Below are 15,907 nucleotides of genomic sequence, written 5' to 3'. Positions count from 1 at the left end.
CATGACGAAACCCGACACACGTCACCCTGCCAACAACCGGCACTGGGTCGTGGCTTACGACATCAGCAACGCCAGCCGCCGAAGACGCGTGGCAAGGCTGTTGCTGGGGCAAACCCAGCGCATTCAACGCAGCGTCTACACAACATGCTGTACTCAGCACGAAGCGGTCTCAATGCTCCAGGCGGTTGATAAGCTGCTGCAGCAAGGCGATCGTGTTGTTGCCTGGCCGATCGTCAAGCAAAACGCCCTGCAGCCTCACTGGAAAGACCGGGAAAAAGCCAGCCGGTTACCCGCCTACTGGATTGCCTAGATTTGGAGATGATCCATGCCCGCTGACAGCAGTACGCCTACCCGACCACCCCATCCGGGACGGTATTGGATCAGTTACGACGTCGCCGACAACCACCGCCGTTTTCTGTTACACCAAGCACTCACCGGCTGGGGCACACGGATCCAGTTCAGCGTGTTCGAATGCAGCCTACTTCCGCGAGAGCTTCGCACCATGCAACGGCAAATCGACTGCATCATCGACCCCGAACAGGATCATGTGGTTGTCCTGCAGTGCGCCAAGCCTGGCTGGCCGCGGCATCACCTGCTGGCCCAACCTCATGACCTTAGCCGTGACTACTGGTTGGCATGATCTGACAGTCTGCTGTGTGGATTGAAAGATGAAGCCCTGCAGTCTCGGCCAAACTCAGCATGTGCTTGACCACAAAGAAGATTCTTCGGATATTGACAGACTTATGCACATGGTACTGAGATGACCTGGCAGTCAGCAGTTTTTTCGCCCGTAGCCCGCGCCAGCGATCACTCTAAAATACTGCGGTGTCGCGACACCCTCGGCCTTCGGGCCTTGCGACCTGACCGCAAAGAAGCAGACGTCACCATCACGTGTCGCGACACCCTCGGCCTTCGGGCCTTGCGACGCAAAGAAGCTGGTTTCCTCTGGACCAATCGTGTCGCGACACCCTCGGCCTTCGGGCCTTGCGACCTAAAAGAAAGTTGTCAAAAAACTAAAAGTGTCGCGACACCCTCGGCCTTCGGGCCTTGCGACGCCAGCTTGGCGCCGACGCAGATGTGTGCGTGTCGCGACACCCTCGGCCTTCGGGCCTTGCGACGATTGCCGGCAATTCGGATCACGCTCGAGCAGTGTCGCGACACCCTCGGCCTTCGGGCCTTGCGACTGAAGTCGAACTTGATGATCCAGCGGATCGGTGTCGCAACACCCTCGGCCTTCGGGCCTTGCGACTACATCTCCCCGTCGGTCACCAAATGAGAATAAGTGTCGCGACACCCTCGGCCTTCGGGCCTTGCGACTAGTGTGTGAAGGCGTATCCATATGCCCGAGTGTCGCGACACCCTCGGCCTTCGGGCCTTGCGACCTTTGGCGCTGGCTGAGGTAGCCCGCTGTGTGTCGCGACACCCTCGGCCTTCGGGCCTTGCGACGAGTTGTTTGCATTCATGGTGAGCTCCGTGTCGCGACACCCTCGGCCTTCGGGCCATGGATCAGTGTTCATAAGGCGCAGTTGGGAATTCAGGTGATGGTTCAACTGGCGCGACGACAGTTAGCACCGGAAAACTCGCTTGCTGCGGTCGTGCCCGATGAAGCCGTTAAGCAGTTCAAGTACCAGGTGGAGTGTGGTCGGCTGAGGATCAGCGCAGTCAGTCGACCTCCGACAGTGGCTATTCCTGTGCCGCAGCAGCATCCGTTTGAACAAGGGGATGTATGGGCCGCGCCACCAAGGTTTTTCAGCTGTACATGCTTTGAATACTTGGCGATCGGGGTAGCGCCTTACCGACAGACCGCCACTGTCCGCGACCATCCCGCGCGCTCCGGTTTTCCGGCGCTTCGCCGGACCCACATTCGCGCGCCATTGCCGATACAGACAGACACATACCCCGCCTGGTCTAAGGATCCGTCCGCCCGGTTCATGAGGTCGCCGCGGACCGCCACCGTGCTGGTGATGGCTGCCGCGCGAGGAGACGAAAACAGGACCGCACGGTCGATTTCAATCCGAAACACCGGGAAAAGGAATTCCCGGGCAGCGATGGTGAAGAAGTGGAGTTCTCGCTGCGCTGAGCCTTCGTCGATCCACACGCTCAGCCGATACATGGTGTCCTCAGGGGTAGCGCTGCCCAGCCTGAGGTGATTGACCAGATCGACCGTGCAGCGCTGGAACGACGCTCCAACGCACTCTGTCGCACTCCCGGTTGAGGACGTGACAACCAGCCGGTTCAATGGCTGGTCCACCATGATCACCATGCGTGGGTCTTGCTGCGTGGGCCACTGCAGGACGCTGACCCGAATGGGCTTGGCCACAGAATCGACAAGGGGCTCGGGCTGCTTTGAAACAATTAAGGGCTCGGTCACCGGTGGAAAGGCCGGCGGCAGCCTGGCCGGAAAGGAATGTGGCCGTGAAATCGAAACGGTGCAGCCCGCTAGTGTCATCAGGGAGAGTACACACAACGTCCACCTCATCGCGATAGCTCCTGCAGTTGTCGTTCGCTCATCGCGAGCTCTTGCTCATTTCCCTGCGAAACGATGACCACATGAAAAGCGTCACCCTTGGCACCCACCACGTACACGGGCGATCCGGCAGCAAAGCTCACACCCTCCACGACCAGCGGCTGCACCAAGGCCCGCTGCTGCCCCAGCGCTACGGCTACCGCAATTTCACTCTCGGGGGTGGGCGACTCGAGTTCTTCATTGGCCACGGCGGGCGGTGTCTCCGCGCCTGCAACCGGTTCCGCAGGAAACGCGCCAGCAGGAGCCTGTGGCGAGGCAGCGCGCCGGGTTTCAGGGACCCGGGATTTCACACCGTCACCCAGCCATGCCCAGGCGGCGACAATCAAAGCCATAACGGCGACCAGTTTCCAGACCGGCGAAGATTCCTTGCCCTGATCAACAGGAACGGGCGCAAGAACGACGGGGCGCACCGGCATAGGGCCCCCGCCATTCTTGAGGTAATCATCCGCATTCCGGACCTTCATGGATCACTCCTGTCAAACCGGGCTGCGCCGGCGAGATACACCTGCGGGTCGGGCAGAACCCGCTCCCTGGACCGCCCAGAACACGCAGGGTAAAGCATTTCGAAAGCGTTGAGGCTGCCGACCAAGCGGTCAGCGCAGTGGGGGCAGCTTGCACTTCGTGTCGCATGAACATGACCCATGGGCACCCGCACGGTTGCCTGAAGAGAGAGGTCTTGTCCCGCGATAGCCGGATGCTGAACGGTGTACCGGCGATCGTATTCAGCCACGTTGCTCAGATAGTGCGCCCCCGGACGATAGCCAGTCAGCAGGTTCTGTACCTCAAGCCCCACAGCGGCGACACAGGCCAGGTTCAGCGCGTACACAGCAGCGCCCTGCTCATGTGGCGCATCGGACAGGTAGCCTTTTTCCTTAGCCAGACGCGTTGTCAAAGGATCCAGAAATTCCTCTTCGGCGCGGCGCGAATCAAACAGGGCCAGGCGAGAGCAGTCTCCACAAGCAGTGACGCCAGGCACAATGATCCCCACGCGCCAGACCGGATTCACTTCGTCTTGCGATGAGCCCTTGATAATTTGGGCACCACAGTCCAGCAGTGGCGATGCCAGGCGCACGCTGAGGCGGGAAAGAAAAGCCCGGGCGGCCGTGTTGTCAACAGCGCCAACGATCAAGTCGCAACGCGACAGTGCTTCGATCGCCTCAGGGGAATAGATGGTGTCTGGTACCGCGCTGATGCTCACATCGTCAAAGAAGCCCATGAGCTGCTCGCGCAGAACCTCCACTTTCAGGCGCCCCACATCTCGGGTCCGGCCCGATTGGAAGCGGGTCAGGTTCGACGCCTCCAGCCTGTCGCTATCAATCAGCGTGATGTCTTTTACCCCCTGGCGAACCAGCAATTCAGCCACCACCGAACCGATGCCACCAGTGCCGGCCACAGCCACTCGAACGCCAGCCAGCGTGGCTCGCGAATAGGTGCCGAAACAGGCTTCCTGCGCTCCCACTTCTTGGCGGCATATGGCGTCTGCTAGGGAACTGGCACTTGAGGTGGGGCGTAGAACCTCCAGTCGCTCGCCCACGATCACCAGGCGGGCAACGGGGAGGAACCGGCCCGAGGCTCGATCGAGACTGCGGGCATCGAATGAAGACTGATCCACCACCATGGAAAAGCTGCTGACAGCCACATCTGATTGCCCGAAAGCCTGTTTGGCCAGGGGCAGCTTGTCCTGCTCGTGAGCGAGACGCTCCTGATCATCCCGATCATCGGTCGTCGAATACCAGACGTTGTCGGTACTGAAGGGATGGGAATGGATGTTCATGATCACCGTCCAGGGGCCTTGGCCGAAGACTTCGTACACCTCGCGGGTGACGTACTCCCCAGCCAGTGTCACGTTCCCGCAGGAGCGGCTCTTGTAGGCCGCATCGGGGGGGAGAACTGCATGCGTGAGGACCACAGTTTCGCCGTGCTGAAAGCCGAACGCATAGGCCACCCGCTCGCTGCCATCGCTGAGCAGGTAGGACCGGACACCTGACCAGAGGTTTTCGAGCATCTTGAGCGTGACAACTCCCGGAGATGTCGCCGAAGACTCCACTCGGGTGGCGCGATGAAGAAGGTTGAGGTCCATGGACAACATCACAGTGATCGCTTGTTTTCTGCGTCGAAGACGGCGAACAGCGACATCAGGGAATCGACGCCGCCGGTGGTGTATTTGTAATCCCAGCTCCAGCCATCACCCGAGGCGGTCTTTTTTCTCAGGCACAACCACGACCATCCTTGATTGACGAGATCATGGGTTCGGCTGTAGGGCGGAGGGCCATCTTGGAAAAGGACGTAGCTCCGCGCAAGTTGAGGCGTGGCTGGTGACTGCCTGGGCACATGAAGTCCCGGCGGCGGCTTGAAGGGGAAGCCGTCCAGCGGCAGGAGCACCGGGATCTGACCGGTGGCGTAGCCCGCAGGCAAGGGGTGATTCACTAGGACGATGTAATCCTCATCCCAGTGAACGTCCACTTCCAACTCCATGTTGTACAGACGCTCGTAGTACTCCGAGAGTTGCTCGAGGTCTTGCAGAACCAGCCGCTGATCGTGATGGCCAATCATGTCAGTGACTCCCCTGAGCGGCCTTGACCACGTCTCTGGCTGCGTAGACGACCTGGTCCCCCTCCTTGAGACTCACAACCTTCGCGTCTGCCACCGGGTACTTGCCATTGACGATGGGGACCAGACTGCTACCTGCCTGAGGAACAGCATTCATCACCTCGCCCAGCGAGGCGCCCGACCTGAACATGTATTGCTCTCCGTTGACGACGACTTTCATTGCGCTCTCCTTGGTAAGTTTTGGGAAGTGAAGTCAATGATTGCGACATCTGTAGCGAAAGGACGGATAGCAGATCTGCGTTGCCATCTGATCAGAATCAACACAAGCCCGCTCGAGGGCGGCAGAACAGTGTCTTTGCCCGATCGCAAACGTTGTTGGCTGCGGGTGGCAGACGTCGAGCATGAGTGTGACGATGAAGGGGGGCATCTATTGCGCGATGGCAGATCTGCGACGCTTTAGGGACACCGCAGACCTTGATGTAATCGAGTTCGAGCAGACGATGCGGACAACGGGATTGACAGCTACATCAACAGGAACGGAGGGAAGCATGAAAAACACGACTCTGCAAAAACTGGCCGCGATCACGATGGTCGCAGTGACCTTGGGCGCCTCTCAGGCTCACGCGGGCGTGTTCTTTCTGGCTGCCAAAAGCGCTGCCGCGAAGAGGGTGGCGAAGCCGGTTGCTTTGGCTCCGAAAGCCCCCGTCACCCACGCTCCCGGTAAGCCTCACGACGTCATCATCCAGCGCTCACGGTATCCACAGGCTGCGAGCCATATCGATGATGCCCAGCGCCAGGGGCAGCCTTCTGTTGTGCACATTGACCGGGCGGGAGCCTCTGCAAGACGTCGGGCCTCGACGGGATCTGTGAGGCTGAGCAGAAAGCCCGGACAACATGCGGAGCGGGACGAGTACCCACCGGCCTTCGTAAGAGAGGGCGGTGGAAACGCGAATGTGAGATTTATCGACCGCCGAGACAACAGAGGAGCGGGGGCTTCGATGGGTACTCAGACCCGCAAGCTTCCTGATGGGTCAAAGATCCGGATCATCGTTTCCGAATAGGAGCCTGAAAAATGAACGCACTGGTGATGTTTCTGCCGCAGGAAATGCTTGTACTGCTGATCGCTGCAGGTGGCCTCGCGCTCATCGTCGGTGCTCAGAAGCTCGGCACCGGGCTGCTGGTAACAGCGCTCGCCCTGGCGGTACTCCCGGCCTTTCTCGCACCCTTGTTTGCGAATGCGCCGGGGTCGTTGCTGACGATCGTCCTGGTGGGGATGCTGATCGCGATGCTGCTTTCTGGCCTTCGCTGGCTATCGAACGGACTCATCGGGAAACGGGCCACCGACAGCATGGTGGGAAACCTGGCCTCTGACTTGGTCAAGGCGGTCGTCGTCGGGTCATTCAGGCTAATGGGAAAGGGCTTCGTCCTGTTGGGTCGACTCATGGCAGCTCTTTGGCGAGCCTGACATCCGTTGCTTCAACCGAAAAGTCAATCCACACAACACCGACACCAGCACAGGCACCAACCTAAGAAAACCCCAATGAACTCGCCTCATCTGAAGCCTCGCCTCCTCCTTGTCGAAGACGACGAAGGTCGTATCGACAGGTTCTCGCGCTGGGTCGAAGGTTCCGGATTTGTGCTGGTCACGGTGCGATCTGGGGGGCAGGCATTGGGGATGCTCTCCAAGGGATCTACCGAGGCGATTGCGGGCATCCTTCTTGACCACGACCTGTCGGACTCGCCGTTTACACAGATGGATCACATGCTGTCCACCTCAGACATCATGCCGCTCATCCAGCGCGGCGTGAGGCGGACAACCCCAATCCTGATTCACAGTCACAACGCAAACAAGCCTGTGTGGATGCAAAAGGCGCTGGAATCCTCCGGCTTCACCGTCACGCGCATCCGTTTCGCTTTGCTCGCAGATGACCCATCCAAGTTTCAGGACTGGCTCGCCGACGTCCGCGACAACTGGGACTTCGAATCCGACTGATCACTCCTTTCACCAACACATCTGCACTCCGCGCACGCCCCAAGTTAGCCTGGTCGGTTCACCGGAATCAACTTCAAAGCGTTCACTTCACCACACCCAGACATGCAACTGTGAGCCGACGTCCATGCCACAACTCTTCTTGCTCGGCCTCGTCGGCTTCTTCGTTTACTTTTTGATCGTGCACATCTTGGTGCCGCTGTTTGTCTACGTTTTTCTGGTCGCCACAATCGCAGTGGGCGTCTCCTGTGCTGCGGCTCTGATGGCGGTTGGTTTAGGTACCTTTCTGGCGTCGAGCATCCAGGGGTCAAGGCCGACCCCCGAGACCCATTTCGCCATGCTTCAAGGAGACGGTTGGCTGAGCATCGACTTGCGAATCCCCAATCAGCCCTCGGGCAGCCTGACAAAGACGTCATTCAAATTCATCACGCTGATCTCGCTGGCCGTCGCGTTGATTGTGCTGAACCAGATGTACGAACTCGGAGAGGTCCTCACCTTTGGTCCGAAGGCTGTGCCTGTGGAGGTGACCTACGCCCTGCTGGCGATCAGTTCCTCCATCGCACTGCTTCTGTCCACGGGAAAGCTGATGAAGGCAGCTGGCTGGCGGGCCCCTACAGCCCAGACATTCCTTCTCGATGGCTGGGCCCAGATTCTCCAGGCAGGCAACCGTGCACGCGTGATCTTTGACAGCCTGGGCGCTCCCGATTGCTTTGATGTTGGCAGGCAGGTGCAGACCTACGTGGCCAACCACCAGGAGGAGGTTCTCGCCAACCCTCAGGTCGTTGCGGACTTCCTCAACAGCCAGTTGCACGAAGTCACGACCCGAGCAGAACTCGCTGAACAGGCCTTTCCACGTTGGGAAGAGGTCGACCAGTTGCTGTCGGAAACAGCCAGGCGATTGATTGGTCTGAACAGCCGCGCCTGCATCAAGGAGCTGGATCGGGTTATTGAGATCCATCGGCTCGCTGCTGGTCTGCTGCTCCAGGGCGACGGTCCGGGATTCTTCCGGACTATGGACGAGATTGCCGAGGATGCGCTGGCGCTGCAGGCGATTGCAAAAGCGGAGAAGGCCACAGCACACAATCAAACCAAGCCTGCTGAAGACCCACTGCGGTCGGCGTACACCTTGTTGGGCATCGCCTATGGCAGCTCACGGGCTCAAGTGGAGCCCGTGGTGCGCCGGCTCCTTCAGACGTACCACCCAGACAAGGGCATTGTGACGGACGACGTTCGCTTCAAGGAAATCATGTCCGCCTGGGAACTCATCAAGAAGCACGTCAACTGATCAGAACGGAGGATCCATCATGAAAGAGCAGACACCCTTTGATCCAAGTGCTGGCGCTGATCTGTCCAGTCTGCGTGAGCGGATTCCTCGTCGGGCGGAACTGGCCACGCAGTCTGTTTTAGGGCTTCCTACCTCCTTCACCGAGTCGTCGAGTGTCGAGCACGATGCGTTGTGCGCTGTACTGGATTCGTCGGACAGCATGGATGAGGATATGAAGCTGAAAAATGCTGCTGCTGGATTGATCGATACGGCGACTCAGGTTTCCGTGAGCAGCATGAAATAAGGCTTGGTCACATATAGGCTTGTGATGCGCGAACCCTGTGCCATGCTTGTGTTCCTGCGGTTGGATCTCCTATCCGCATCCGCCGTTGAGCACCTGGTGGAACGGCTGGCCTCGAAGGCCGAAAGTGAGACGATGAACCGCGTTGCGCACCGCCGCGTTTTGCTTCTGCAGGCGCTGCGCGGGAGCCAGCTCATGCTGTTTGGGCAGCGCCATGCGGTCGTGGCTGCACAGGCAGGAGCCGCAGCCCAGCGGCAAGAAGCGGCGCTGCGGGCTCTGAACGTGCTGCGCTGGCTGTGCTTGCAGGATTGACACAGCGGTGCCACCGCCGTGCCGGCGTGGCCGACAGCCGACTTGCAGCACGCCGGCTGCCGCACGACAGGCGACGGCAGCTTGCAACACACGCTGCGCACTGAGGCAGAATTCACTCTTAATCACGAGCTTGGAGAGCGGCATGCCCCGGACCCTGCTGTGTACCACCGGCACTTCCATCGCCCAGGGCTGCGGAGCTTTGCGCGAGTTGCAGGCCCGCCCGACCAGCTGGGATGACGATGTACCCCTCTTGGCGCAGCAGATCCAGCAGCGGCTGGACGCGCTGGACCTGGCCAGCGAGGGCGGGCGCATCCGCGCCAGCGCCGAACTCAATGCTCTGCATCGGCTAGGTCTGCGCGTTGACGATGAAGTCGTGCTGTTTGCCACCGACACCGCCGACGGACGCTGCTGCGCCCAGGCTTTGCGCGCAGCACTCACCAGCCGGCACATCGGGCTGGCTGCCGGTGCGGTGCAGGTCGAGCGCGTGCCGGGTCTGCAGGTGTTCGATGCCGACCACCTGCGGCGCGAGGGCTTGACCCACCTCACCCGCCGCATGATCGCCTACCTGGACGATCCGCAGCGGCGGCACGGTGGCGGCTGCGTGCTGTGCCCCAACGGCGGCTTCAAGGGCGTTGTGCCCTTCGTCACGCTCGCCGGCATGATTTTTCGTGCGCCGGTGGTCTATGTATTCGAGTTCTCGGATGCGCTCATCACCCTGCCGCCCTTGCCGCTGGGCCTGGCCACCGATCTGTTCGAGCGCGCATTGCCGGCCCTGCGCTGGGCGCGCGCGCAGGGTGTATTCGGCTTGCAGCCTTTCTTCCAACGCATCGCCGGCTTCCAGGAGGACGAGCGTGAGCTGTTCAACGGCTTTCTGGAAGTCGAAGCCGATGGCGCCCTGGCCACGCTCTCGCCCCTGGCCGATGTGCTGACCCAGCGCGAAGGTGACGAGCAGTCCGAGGTGCGGGTTTCGCCCTTGGCCGCCGAATTGATCACCAAGCTGGACGGCCCTGCGCTCAGGGAGTTTCACGATCATCTGCGCAAGGTCGCCAGTCCGCTGTGGCGCAGCCAGCATGGCGACACCAAGGTGAACAGCGACCTAGAGTTCTACCCCCGCGGCCACAATCCCTGGCGCCTTGCAGGCTTCGTTCAGGACGGTCTGTTCAACCTGTGCTGGTTCGCGTGGCAGAAAGGCGACTACCTTCGCAGCATTCCGATGCCGGAACGCCAGCGTGCGGCCTTTGCATCTGCCGAGTTCCGGCCCTACATGGTGCCCCAGCCCCGCAGCGCTAAAGCGGATCAGCCGCCAGCCGATGCCGATGCCGATCTAAGCTGGCTGGACCTGCGCTACCAGCGCGATGCACTGCGAGCCGAACTGGAGGCGGCCCGAAATCAACTCGAGGCCGAGCGCGCCAGGGCGTTGCGGGCCCGCCAGCGGGAGCACCAGGAACACTCGGTGGCTATTGCGAGACTCCAGCGCGAACTCGATGCCGTGCTGCAGCAGCAGGGCGATCCGTTGGACCTGGTGGTGCCATCGACGCCGCAGCCCGAGCCCTACGTCCTTGCCATGCGCACTCTCTGCGAGGAGTGGCGGCACAGGCCCTTTGTAGCGCGACTGGCTGAAGAGCAGCACAGCCAGGGCTGCTGGATTTTCGAGACCGCCGACGAGGACGGGCCGCAGGGTGTGGATATCCTCGTATTGCGTCGCCACCTGCCCCAGGCGGACACGACCGTGCTGCACACCTTGGTGGTACGCGGTCACGATGGGCGTCACCTGCAGGCCATGCCGACGGCTGCGGACGACTCGCGCAGCGGCGCCGACCAACCATCTCCCGTCCTCAACTCCCCCAACCCTGCACCGGAGGAACGGGCATGACCGAACAGCGTGAGTCTTTGTCGGCGCAACCCCGCTTCTACTTCGCCGATCTCGTAGGCCGGCGCGTGCTGGTGACGCCGTGGATGATGCTGGCCAATGAGGATGGCCTGCAAGAGCTCTCTGACGCGCACCGACAGATGCCGCACTACGCGGCTATGCATGGACGATGCCCGAGCCGTCTACCGTCAGACTGGCCCGCGAAGCATCGTGTTGCTCTATGACATCGACACCAGCCGGCCTGCTGCAGTGACCATGGTTGGCAACCTGTGGTTGCAGGGGTCCTTGAGCTTCCCGCCTGAAGATGCTGCCGGGCAGAAGCTGCCTTGAGTCTCTCCGGGCTGAGCGATGCGGCTAGCGGCTGAACGGTCTCATCGGGCTCTGTGCCCGGCAGTATTCTCCACTGCCGGCCTGCTACACCGCCGAAAACCACCCATACTCGGGCGCGCGGGCACAGATGCTGTCTTCCATCAGCCATCTTGACCATTGGCAAACCGGATCCAAAGCGTGCACTGCTGGAGCGCATTGCATCGAAGCCAAACAACAGCCAAGTTGTACACAACGCACAGATCGGTCGAGCCATTTCAGCTTCGACCTCGCTGATTTTGGCGTCCAACGCCAGGCGAGCAGCGGCTGAGGCGGAGGAGTCTCGATCGGTCCGTATGTTGATGTAGCCATGGACGAGGCTATCGTGTGTCCTCCCTCTCAGCGCTGACAGCGTGCTGCGATTGCCAAGTTCGAGTAGGGCTCAGTGTCTTCGCTCAATCAGAAAACCCATGGTGTAGCAGGCAGGGCTTACGGGTAAACGGTCACCGATGGAGTAGGTTCGCGCCGTGCATCTCGATGGCATTTGTCGGAACCCGAAGGCGGTATGTGTAAGCCTTGTGCACGCCACCCTTTTCATTTGACGCGACCTCTACCCCGAACGACTTGTCTACTCCCGGGCCAATGAGCTCTCTCAGTGCCTTATTCAGCTTGTCAAGTTCGTTTCGGAACTGGACTTCCGTCAGCCGGGGGAGATCCAGCTCCTTGCGATCAGCTCGAGCTCCTTCATTCGTGATCGCACGGTAGACCGGCATCAACGTATCCATGTACTTGAAGCGCCAATTCTGCGAACTCATTTGCGCGCCTGTCTCAGGATCCGGTGAAATTGAAGCGAACATCCAAAGGAGAGAGAACACCTTTGCCGGAAAGCGTATCGATGCACCTTCCATCACACTCACGCTGCAGTCCAGCGCAGCGCCAGCTTCCTTCGACGGGGTGAGCGTCAGCGACAGGTGCGGGTTCTCCAAGGCGTCGATGAGTTTGACCGTGTTGCTGAAAGAGTGCCGTTCAGTCAGCAGAAATGGCGGTACGCGACCTCGTAGTCGAATGAACGGCACAGGAGCGAGGTCAATAACGGCGTCTGTGGTGCTGTGCGGCCGGTTGTCGCGATCATGGATGACGGCAGGTATCTTTGGTGGAAAGAAGAACGAAGGCATGTTTTCAAAAGGAGCGCTCACCATCACATGGGAAACGCTGTCACCGCGGCGCCCCAGCAAAGAGGCGCAATAGCCCAGGTAATACGTCATCGTTTTTCGTCCACCAGCAATCGAGAAATGCAGCCGGTTGCCTGGCTCGGCTGTCAGCCCGCGCACAACGTCCAGAATCGTGTCGGCTGCCGCTTCGTTGTCCGCGGTCGTCCGCAGATCACCAACCGGCTTGAGTCCCTGGCCGATCACGTGGATCGTTGAGTCGTCACAACGGGGCGCACTGCTCTTTTTGCCCGGCCCATATTGTTCCCAGAGTGCCCACAACTGCCCTGTACCCGGCCACAGCAAATCAAGGCGAGCACGCTCAGCACCTTCCTGACTGGTGATCAGATGGATCTCGGCCGGCCAGGGTCGGCCCTGAAGAACGACGAGTGCATACAACGTCTCTGTCACCACCTGGGGTGTCAGACCCGTCACACAAACGAGGATGTCCTTGATCCCCTCACACGAATCCAGTTTCTGCATCGCTTTGCTCTCTAGGTACTCAACAAATGGAGAAGTTGGTTTGTGTTCCCCGCTTGCAGTGACTCGCATGGCGTCAAGCCTTCAGGCAGGCGCTTGGTCGGTTGGAAAATAGTCGCCGACTGACCGACTTCCTGTTTGAAAATTTTCCGATTCATAGGGCAGTCGATATTCAAAAGCATCGATACCGTTACAGCGGTGGCTTCGTGGCCAATGGCACTTTCGAAGCGTCGAACACTCACCGCTTTTTGCGCCTGTGAAGGGCTGATGGTGCGCAGCAGGTATTGACCATCTGAGGTCAGTATCGATGAACTGAGGAATATTACTGGGCCTGCCGGCTGCTCGTATAACAGTGCTTCGTCCACGGGCGCTAAGCACACTGACGACCGCGATGAAGGGACGAAGTTTAGATCTTGGGCTTGCATGCTAAGGATTTCAGCATACGCGAAGCCGTGAATAGGTGATCGCAGATATGCCTTTCCAGTAGGTAGCGACCCGGCTTCAAGATGGAGATAGACATGGAGTTGACCCAGTTCGGTGGACGGATACTGGTTTGATTCTCAAAAACTCCTTGAACACAAAGAATGATGTGTCCACGGAAACGGGTCAACTCCAACAAGGCTGCTTGCTTGACCTGACGTCTCCGGGATTTTCTCTGCCGTTCAAGGCATGTGTCACGCAGTTCCTGCGTATGCGTCCGGCCAACCCATCTTGCGCATGAGAGGATCGAATGGTCAACGCACGCCAGCGGTGTGCGTGCTGCCATAGACTTGCGGCGAGGCGCCCTGTCAGGCGGTCAAGATGCGCACAGACGATGAATTCCAAGCAGACGATTCTGGACCGTGAGTTGTTCACGCAAGCCCTTCGCCACATGGGCGAGGAAGACCTGCTCTACCTCAACCGGATGGTGGTTGAACGCTTGAACCTGCTGGCACAGGCCAGGAGCACGGTGGAACTGGCGCAATTCGCCGAAGGCGACCGGGTTCAGTTCACGGCCAGCGATGGCAGCGTCAAGCGCGGCATCGTGCTGCGCCTGAACAAGAAGACCGCCAGCGTGCGCACCGACGAGGGCCAGAGCTGGAAGGTCTCCCCAGGGCTGCTGCGCAAGATAGCCACCCGATGAACAGGGCCCCTGGCGTCGATGGCCAGGATCAGTCCGCCGGCTGCCAGCGGTGCGGCAACAGCTCGTCGATCCGGCTGGCCCTGTGCGTGGGCAGTCGCGTGAGCACGTCCTTGAGGTAGGCATACGGGTCGTGCCCGTTCATGCGCGCCGACTGGATCAGGCCCATGACGGCGGCGGCCCGCTGGCCCGCGCGCAGGCTGCCGGCGAACAACCAGTTGTTTCTTCCGATGGCAATCGGCCGGATCTGGTTCTCGATCCAGTTGTTGTCCGCCGGCAGTTGCGGGTCATCAATGAATCGTGTGAGCGCCACCCAGCGCTTGAGGCTGTAGTCCAGCGCCTTGGCCGTGGCCGAGTTGCCCGCCACCTGCTGGCGCTGCAGCACCATCCACTGGTGCAAGGCATCCAGTATCGGCCGGCTGTGCTGCTGGCGAGTCTGTAGCCGCTGGGGTGCCGGTGTGCCCTGGACGGCCCGTTCGATCTCGTAGACCCGCGCGAACTGCTGCAGGGCGAACTCGGCGATCTGGCTCTTGTTGGACGCATGCAGGTCGAAGAACTTGCGCCGGGCGTGCGCCAGGCAACCGGCTTCTGTCACGCCCTGGCCGAAGCTGGCCTTGTAGCCGGCGTAGTCGTCACAGATCAGGCTGCCGCGCCAGTCGCCCAGGAAGGCGCGGGCGTGTTCGCCGGCACGGGACTCGCAGAAGTCGTAGACCACTGCTTTCATGTCTTCAAACGCACCCGGTGCGTAAGCCCACAGGTAGGCCCGGTGTGTCTTGCCGTTGCCCGGTTTGAGCATGGCCACCGGCGTTTCATCGCCGTGCAGCACCCGGTGCGCTGCTCGGCGCTGTGGCGCTCGGACTTGGCCGCGAACTTCAGCCGCTTGAGCAACGCGCACTCGTAGGCGAGCTTCTCGTTCAGAGCGCGCTGATGACGCAGTTCGGCCAGCAGACGCTGGCTGACTTCACGCAGTTGTTCTGCGTCCAGTTCACCCAGGGCCTGTTCGTCGATCACCATGGAGCGAAGTGTGCCCGTGCGTGCCGGGCAAGACCATTGGCGCATCTCCCGATTGCCAGTGGCCGCCCCTCACATCGAAGATTCAGACCACGGTGATCGCGCCTTGCTAGCCCATGCGCTGCCAGGGCAGGCCCAGCACCAGCGCATTGAGCTGGGCATGTTCAAGTGCCACGTTCGGACTGCCCGGCGGCGCCCAGACGAACTTGCCCTGGTGCAGCCGGCGTGCGGCCAGCCACAGCCCCACGCCGTCGTGCACCAGGATCTTCAAGCGATTGGCACGCTGGTTGGCAAAGAGGTAAGCGTGGTGTGGGCAGGCGGCGCCGAAGGTGGCGATCACCCGCGCCAGGGCGGTGTCGGTGCCCGCACGCATGTCCAACGGGGCCGTGGCCAGCCAGGCAGCATCGATTCGGATCACCGCAGCAGCTCGCGCAGCATCTGGGCGCACGCGCCGCAGCCGACACCGGCCATTGCATCGTGACGGTCGCTCCAGAGCGCTGGATCTCCACCCGGATGACATCCCGGCTGGGGCTGGCCTGCGTGGGCGCGGGAGTGACCGGAGGGACGACCGGCTCCAGAGTCACGGTGGGCGCCAATGGCAATGCCACGAAGGCTGGCGTTCTCAGCGCATCCTGCTCACGATTCAGGCGCTGCTCGCGCAACCAGCGGTGCACCATGTTCGGATGCAGGCCATGACTCAAGGCAACACCGGACACCGACGCTCCACGTTCCCGGGTCTGCTTCAGAACCAGCGCCTTGAAGTCGGCGCTGTACTCGCGCCGCAGCCGGCGCTCTCCATCGATCAATCGTTCCATCGTCTCCACGATCTCCTTCGTGGGGACGATCCTCGATTACCGCCCTCGATTCAAGATGGGATGGCCGGACGCATACGTTCCTGCTGCGGCAACGCATATCTGCCAAACCTGCACTCGGAGACCAGACCGATTTAATCGGAATCTACATAGGCA

The 15,907-nt window shown here is 60.7% G+C and carries 20 protein-coding genes, 1 pseudogene and 1 CRISPR repeat array; of the genes and pseudogenes, 11 read left to right on the top strand and 10 right to left on the bottom strand.

Features of this window, described 5'->3' with window-relative positions; genetic code table 11:
- The first annotated feature begins 1 nt into the window (after position 1).
- On the top strand, positions 2 to 310 hold the full coding sequence (gene cas2 / locus DD542_RS03990; protein ID WP_164868334.1) for a CRISPR-associated endonuclease Cas2: 309 nt from the start codon (positions 2 to 4) through the stop codon (positions 308 to 310).
- 15 nt (positions 311 to 325) lie between these two features.
- Positions 326 to 640, top strand: a complete 315-nt coding sequence (gene cas2 / locus DD542_RS03985) for a CRISPR-associated endonuclease Cas2 (RefSeq protein WP_127803959.1) — start codon at positions 326 to 328, stop codon at positions 638 to 640.
- A 185-nt stretch (positions 641 to 825) separates the two neighbouring features.
- A CRISPR array of direct repeats spans positions 826 to 1,508; the repeat unit is 35 nt; unit sequence GTGTCGCGACACCCTCGGCCTTCGGGCCTTGCGAC.
- 284 nt (positions 1,509 to 1,792) lie between these two features.
- Here the strand turns inward: cas2 (DD542_RS03985) and DD542_RS03980 are convergent.
- The 5 genes from DD542_RS03980 to DD542_RS03960 form a co-directional block, all read right to left on the bottom strand.
- Positions 1,793 to 2,263 (bottom strand): hypothetical protein, encoded by a 471-nt coding sequence (locus DD542_RS03980; protein WP_127803957.1) that lies wholly within the window; start codon positions 2,261 to 2,263, stop codon positions 1,793 to 1,795.
- A gap of 212 nt (positions 2,264 to 2,475) precedes the next feature.
- Positions 2,476 to 2,991 (bottom strand): hypothetical protein, encoded by a 516-nt coding sequence (locus DD542_RS03975; RefSeq protein WP_127803955.1) that lies wholly within the window; start codon positions 2,989 to 2,991, stop codon positions 2,476 to 2,478.
- Positions 2,988 to 4,607 (bottom strand): ThiF family adenylyltransferase, encoded by a 1,620-nt coding sequence (locus DD542_RS03970; protein ID WP_164868333.1) that lies wholly within the window; start codon positions 4,605 to 4,607, stop codon positions 2,988 to 2,990. The genes DD542_RS03975 and DD542_RS03970 overlap by 4 nt, the downstream gene beginning before the upstream one ends.
- Positions 4,608 to 4,615: 8 nt before the next feature.
- Positions 4,616 to 5,080 carry a hypothetical protein gene (locus DD542_RS03965; protein ID WP_127803951.1) on the bottom strand — a complete coding sequence of 155 codons (465 nt, stop codon included), beginning with the start codon at positions 5,078 to 5,080 and terminating at the stop codon, positions 4,616 to 4,618.
- Between the two features lies 1 nt (position 5,081).
- The gene (locus tag DD542_RS03960) at positions 5,082 to 5,297 is read right to left on the bottom strand and encodes a hypothetical protein (RefSeq protein ID WP_127803949.1); all 216 of its coding nucleotides are present in this window, start codon (positions 5,295 to 5,297) and stop codon (positions 5,082 to 5,084) included.
- A gap of 181 nt (positions 5,298 to 5,478) precedes the next feature.
- Here DD542_RS03960 and DD542_RS03955 point away from each other — a divergent pair, with 181 nt between their 5' ends.
- From DD542_RS03955 to DD542_RS03920, 8 genes are all read left to right on the top strand, one after another.
- The gene (locus DD542_RS03955) at positions 5,479 to 6,138 is read left to right on the top strand and encodes a NucA/NucB deoxyribonuclease domain-containing protein (protein WP_127803947.1); all 660 of its coding nucleotides are present in this window, start codon (positions 5,479 to 5,481) and stop codon (positions 6,136 to 6,138) included.
- Positions 6,139 to 6,149: 11 nt separating this feature from the next.
- Positions 6,150 to 6,542: a hypothetical protein gene (locus DD542_RS03950; RefSeq protein ID WP_127803945.1), complete on the top strand. Its 393-nt coding sequence runs from the start codon at positions 6,150 to 6,152 to the stop codon at positions 6,540 to 6,542.
- A 75-nt stretch (positions 6,543 to 6,617) separates the two neighbouring features.
- Entirely contained in the window at positions 6,618 to 7,070 is a 453-nt protein-coding gene (locus DD542_RS03945; protein WP_127803943.1) for a response regulator, read from the top strand.
- Positions 7,071 to 7,194: 124 nt separating this feature from the next.
- Positions 7,195 to 8,352 (top strand): J domain-containing protein, encoded by a 1,158-nt coding sequence (locus DD542_RS03940; protein WP_127803941.1) that lies wholly within the window; start codon positions 7,195 to 7,197, stop codon positions 8,350 to 8,352.
- A gap of 19 nt (positions 8,353 to 8,371) precedes the next feature.
- Positions 8,372 to 8,635, top strand: a complete 264-nt coding sequence (locus DD542_RS03935; RefSeq protein WP_127803939.1) for a hypothetical protein — start codon at positions 8,372 to 8,374, stop codon at positions 8,633 to 8,635.
- Between the two features lie 42 nt (positions 8,636 to 8,677).
- A complete protein-coding gene (locus DD542_RS03930) occupies positions 8,678 to 8,944 on the top strand; it encodes a hypothetical protein (RefSeq protein ID WP_127803937.1) in 267 nt (88 codons plus the stop codon).
- Positions 8,945 to 9,086: 142 nt separating this feature from the next.
- A complete protein-coding gene (locus DD542_RS03925; protein ID WP_127803935.1) occupies positions 9,087 to 10,817 on the top strand; it encodes a putative CRISPR-associated protein in 1,731 nt (576 codons plus the stop codon).
- A complete protein-coding gene (locus DD542_RS03920; RefSeq protein ID WP_127803933.1) occupies positions 10,814 to 11,038 on the top strand; it encodes a hypothetical protein in 225 nt (74 codons plus the stop codon). The genes DD542_RS03925 and DD542_RS03920 overlap by 4 nt, the downstream gene beginning before the upstream one ends.
- A gap of 585 nt (positions 11,039 to 11,623) precedes the next feature.
- Here DD542_RS03920 and csm6 read toward each other — a convergent pair.
- The gene (gene csm6, locus DD542_RS03915) at positions 11,624 to 12,811 is read right to left on the bottom strand and encodes a CRISPR-associated ring nuclease Csm6 (RefSeq protein ID WP_164868332.1); all 1,188 of its coding nucleotides are present in this window, start codon (positions 12,809 to 12,811) and stop codon (positions 11,624 to 11,626) included.
- Positions 12,812 to 12,822: 11 nt separating this feature from the next.
- The gene (locus tag DD542_RS03910; RefSeq protein WP_164868331.1) at positions 12,823 to 13,173 is read right to left on the bottom strand and encodes a DUF1874 domain-containing protein; all 351 of its coding nucleotides are present in this window, start codon (positions 13,171 to 13,173) and stop codon (positions 12,823 to 12,825) included.
- A gap of 449 nt (positions 13,174 to 13,622) precedes the next feature.
- Here DD542_RS03910 and DD542_RS03905 point away from each other — a divergent pair, with 449 nt between their 5' ends.
- Complete coding sequence (locus tag DD542_RS03905; RefSeq protein ID WP_127803928.1) at positions 13,623 to 13,931, top strand: hypothetical protein; 309 nt, start codon at positions 13,623 to 13,625, stop codon at positions 13,929 to 13,931.
- A gap of 28 nt (positions 13,932 to 13,959) precedes the next feature.
- Here the strand turns inward: DD542_RS03905 and DD542_RS03900 are convergent.
- From DD542_RS03900 to tnpB, 3 genes and pseudogenes are all read right to left on the bottom strand, one after another.
- Positions 13,960 to 14,754, bottom strand: a pseudogene (locus DD542_RS03900) (IS66 family transposase); the annotation flags it as partial.
- Positions 14,649 to 14,942 (bottom strand): hypothetical protein, encoded by a 294-nt coding sequence (locus tag DD542_RS23675; protein WP_206610764.1) that lies wholly within the window; start codon positions 14,940 to 14,942, stop codon positions 14,649 to 14,651. The pseudogene DD542_RS03900 and the gene DD542_RS23675, both read right to left, overlap by 106 nt.
- A 106-nt stretch (positions 14,943 to 15,048) precedes the next feature.
- Complete coding sequence (gene tnpB / locus DD542_RS03895) at positions 15,049 to 15,357, bottom strand: IS66 family insertion sequence element accessory protein TnpB (protein WP_164868330.1); 309 nt, start codon at positions 15,355 to 15,357, stop codon at positions 15,049 to 15,051.
- Positions 15,358 to 15,907: the final 550 nt, after the last annotated feature.

This window comes from Hydrogenophaga sp. NH-16, assembly GCF_004006415.1.
Taxonomy (GTDB): domain Bacteria; phylum Pseudomonadota; class Gammaproteobacteria; order Burkholderiales; family Burkholderiaceae_C; genus Hydrogenophaga; species Hydrogenophaga pseudoflava.
The sequence above is the reverse complement of the archived record's forward strand: the minus strand, read 5'-3'. Positions and strand labels throughout refer to the sequence as shown.

Excerpts from the sequence above, each read along its gene's own strand:
- cas2 (WP_164868334.1), top strand. The coding sequence starts at position 2 with ATGACGAAACCCGACACACGTCACCCTGCCAACAACCGGCACTGGGTC.
- cas2 (WP_127803959.1), top strand. The coding sequence starts at position 326 with ATGCCCGCTGACAGCAGTACGCCTACCCGACCACCCCATCCGGGACGG.
- DD542_RS03980 (WP_127803957.1), bottom strand. The coding sequence starts at position 2,263 with ATGGTGATCATGGTGGACCAGCCATTGAACCGGCTGGTTGTCACGTCC.
- DD542_RS03975 (WP_127803955.1), bottom strand. The coding sequence starts at position 2,991 with ATGAAGGTCCGGAATGCGGATGATTACCTCAAGAATGGCGGGGGCCCT.
- DD542_RS03970 (WP_164868333.1), bottom strand. The coding sequence starts at position 4,607 with ATGGACCTCAACCTTCTTCATCGCGCCACCCGAGTGGAGTCTTCGGCG.
- DD542_RS03965 (WP_127803951.1), bottom strand. The coding sequence starts at position 5,080 with ATGATTGGCCATCACGATCAGCGGCTGGTTCTGCAAGACCTCGAGCAA.
- DD542_RS03960 (WP_127803949.1), bottom strand. The coding sequence starts at position 5,297 with ATGAAAGTCGTCGTCAACGGAGAGCAATACATGTTCAGGTCGGGCGCC.
- DD542_RS03955 (WP_127803947.1), top strand. The coding sequence starts at position 5,479 with ATGAGTGTGACGATGAAGGGGGGCATCTATTGCGCGATGGCAGATCTG.
- DD542_RS03950 (WP_127803945.1), top strand. The coding sequence starts at position 6,150 with ATGAACGCACTGGTGATGTTTCTGCCGCAGGAAATGCTTGTACTGCTG.
- DD542_RS03945 (WP_127803943.1), top strand. The coding sequence starts at position 6,618 with ATGAACTCGCCTCATCTGAAGCCTCGCCTCCTCCTTGTCGAAGACGAC.
- DD542_RS03940 (WP_127803941.1), top strand. The coding sequence starts at position 7,195 with ATGCCACAACTCTTCTTGCTCGGCCTCGTCGGCTTCTTCGTTTACTTT.
- DD542_RS03935 (WP_127803939.1), top strand. The coding sequence starts at position 8,372 with ATGAAAGAGCAGACACCCTTTGATCCAAGTGCTGGCGCTGATCTGTCC.
- DD542_RS03930 (WP_127803937.1), top strand. The coding sequence starts at position 8,678 with ATGCTTGTGTTCCTGCGGTTGGATCTCCTATCCGCATCCGCCGTTGAG.
- DD542_RS03925 (WP_127803935.1), top strand. The coding sequence starts at position 9,087 with ATGCCCCGGACCCTGCTGTGTACCACCGGCACTTCCATCGCCCAGGGC.
- DD542_RS03920 (WP_127803933.1), top strand. The coding sequence starts at position 10,814 with ATGACCGAACAGCGTGAGTCTTTGTCGGCGCAACCCCGCTTCTACTTC.
- csm6 (WP_164868332.1), bottom strand. The coding sequence starts at position 12,811 with ATGCAGAAACTGGATTCGTGTGAGGGGATCAAGGACATCCTCGTTTGT.
- DD542_RS03905 (WP_127803928.1), top strand. The coding sequence starts at position 13,623 with ATGAATTCCAAGCAGACGATTCTGGACCGTGAGTTGTTCACGCAAGCC.
- DD542_RS23675 (WP_206610764.1), bottom strand. The coding sequence starts at position 14,942 with ATGGTGATCGACGAACAGGCCCTGGGTGAACTGGACGCAGAACAACTG.